The organism is Mesorhizobium sp. M1E.F.Ca.ET.063.01.1.1, from assembly GCF_003998155.1.
GTDB lineage: Bacteria > Pseudomonadota > Alphaproteobacteria > Rhizobiales > Rhizobiaceae > Mesorhizobium.
This window is the reverse complement of record NZ_RZSC01000814.1, coordinates 1-2,539: the sequence shown is the minus strand read 5'-3', so window position 1 is coordinate 2,539 and position 2,539 is coordinate 1. Positions and strand designations below refer to the sequence as shown.

The window sequence follows — 2,539 nt, the reverse complement described above, 5'->3', positions numbered from 1 at the left end:
GCCATAGATTCCCGGAAAGAAGAACTCCCAGAACTCCGCCTTGTTGTGACCTGGATAGAGTCGGTCGAAGGTCTGTGCCTGGTTCGTATACGGCACCGTCCTGAAGATCGGCCGTTCTTTTGGACCAATATAGTACATCTGCAGTTTGGACGATCCGCTGGCCATGAGAGTCGGCGCGACGAGATCGATCACGGTACTGTCTTCTATTTCCTGCTGAACGCCCGGCAGCGGACTGTGGTCGGCGCCCAGCAGGTAGCCCCAGACGCTTACCACGGAAGGCGCGCCCGGCAGATTCTGCGCCCAATCGCCCTGCGCGTCGTAGACGATCTTGACGGAGCCGGGCGCTTCACGCGCCAGCGTCGCTCCGACCTGTTGCTGCCTCTTCGGATCGTCGATCTGGGCCTGCAGCACGCCGGCCAGCGCCTTGACGTCCCCATGAACCCGATCGAGCAGCAGGTCGACACTCAATGCCGTCGACTCGGCATAGGAACGAATGTATTCCTGGTTTGCGGTCGTCAGGCCCTCGCCGACTTCCGATGTGGCATCGTGCGACAGCTTTTGAACGTTCCAAAGCGCCAGACCACCGCTCATCAGGAGATCGAACAGCACCGCGCCGCCAACGACCAATACGAATTTCGCCCGAAAGGAGCGCAGGCCGAAGCGCGGTGTATGCCCGCTGTCGGCTTTCATTGCGGTCGTCGCCCCGAAGCGACCCAAATCGGCCAACCCGCGTAACCCTTAGGGTGGAGCGCAGCGAATATATGGTCCTGGAAGCCCTGCCGGAACCGCGCAACGAATTCCGGTCCGTCGCCGCGCCTGGTCGCCATCTCGCCCGCATAGACATCCGCCCAGGCTGCAATGACATCCGCGAAGTCCTGCGGATCGCCGTCCAGGTTAGTGACCATGAAGGTCTCGACACGTATGTCTTCGAATCCGGCTTCGATCAGGTATCGCCGACTCTTGGGCCCAAGCTCGACATCCATCTCGAAATGCGCGAACAGCTTCGCCACCTCGTTGTATGTCCAACGAATGCTTTCGGCGCGCGGCTCGCCGAGGCAATGCGAATTCTTCTCGTTGGTGATGTAGACCCGTCCGCCCGGTCTGCATATGCGGTAGAGTTCCTTGAGGATGAGTTCAGGTCGATTGAAGATTTGAAGGGAATGCCGGCAGGTCACCAAGTCGAACTGCGCTTCGTCGAGCAGCATCTCCGATGCATCGCCATAGGTATATTCGATGCCCCGGAGATCGAACTCCCGCATCACGCGTCGGGCATAGGCGAGGCTTGATATGGAGTGGTCTAGGGCGACGATCCGAGATGGCTGGAACTCCTTCTGCACGAGCACGGCGAAATCGCCGATCCCACAGCAGATGTCGGCCATAACGATCCCAGGCCTCATGCCATGTCGCGGCAAGATTGCGCGCTCATGGCGCCAGGTCATCTTTGTCTGGGTGCGGAGGATTGGAACGAACCCGCCTTCCTCTAGGAAGCCCTGTCCCGGATAGAATGCACTGTCATACTCCTCGACGGTGATGTTCGGTTCGATCCTACTCAAGCGACCGAATTTTCGTGATGTCCATCCGACGACGCTTGACGTGATGACGACGAATCTCAGATCGGGTCGAGCGCGGCAGGCGTCGATGATGATCCTCGAAAAGGCGTGAAACGCCGCGTTGTTCATCTGCGTCAGGCGTCTGACATTGACGTAGAGGACGCCGCGCACACGGTCGATCGCATCGCGGAGCAAGGCTATGCTGGGCCCAAGCTCATCGATCGCCTGGGGCCGGACTACCCCCGATATGGCGAACTCCTGATTGTTCGCGTCGTAGCGCGCCTTGAAACGCGGGAGGAGGTCGTAGGGGCTCACCTCTGTTGGCCCTCAAGCAGAAGATCCACGACAAGCTTGATCGCGTCGCCGTCGGCTTCCTCGACCCTGAGTGTCGCGCCGTAGTCGACAGCCAGTTCCAGGAGTACGACCTCCCGGCTGGGCGCGAGATCCCCAGATACCGAGTTAAGGTATCGCTCCCTGGCTTCGGATCCTGCGACTTGCGCCACGGCCTCTTCGTAGAATTGGCGCTCCTCCGGCACGCAAGGAAATGTCAGCTCAATCCTATCCGTCGCGCCATGGCGAGACACCCTGCATGCCAGTTCGCCGTCGGCATGGCGCGTGCGAAAGACGACTTCCAGTAATTCGTTGAAGGCAGAGGAAAAGAGATTTGAGTGCCGTACCGAATCCGACCTGGTTTGACTGATCATGCGGGCCATGTAGGTCGAGACATAATCGCAATGCCTCCAAGCGGAGACAAAAGCCTTCATTTCCATGTCGATCTGGATCATGGGCTCAAAAGTCGGCTCGCCAGCCAGATCATGATGAACAGATCTCATCGGCAACCTCGCTTGTTCCATCAGAATTTGTGCCCCGGCGGGCGATGGCCTCCGAGACGATCGACCGTGATGCGCAAGTCACGGACTAACTCGAAGAATTGCGTAGTACCTGCCTCGATCGTTTCCTCTCTTCACATAGGGCGCAAGGCGCTAGCC

The 2,539-nt window shown here is 59.1% G+C and carries 2 protein-coding genes and 1 pseudogene; all 3 read right to left on the bottom strand.

Translation table 11 applies throughout. From position 1 onward, the window contains the following. A pseudogene (locus EOA29_RS32735) lies at positions 1-690 on the bottom strand (hypothetical protein); the annotation flags it as partial. Further along, positions 687-1,865, bottom strand: coding sequence for a class I SAM-dependent methyltransferase (locus EOA29_RS32730; protein ID WP_126093374.1), 1,179 nt, complete (start codon positions 1,863-1,865; stop codon positions 687-689). The gene EOA29_RS32730 and the pseudogene EOA29_RS32735, both read right to left, overlap by 4 nt. Beyond that, the gene (locus EOA29_RS32725; protein WP_245464648.1) at positions 1,862-2,335 is read right to left on the bottom strand and encodes a ubiquinone biosynthesis methyltransferase UbiE; all 474 of its coding nucleotides are present in this window, start codon (positions 2,333-2,335) and stop codon (positions 1,862-1,864) included. The genes EOA29_RS32730 and EOA29_RS32725 overlap by 4 nt, the downstream gene beginning before the upstream one ends. Between the last annotated feature and the right edge of the window lie 204 nt (positions 2,336-2,539).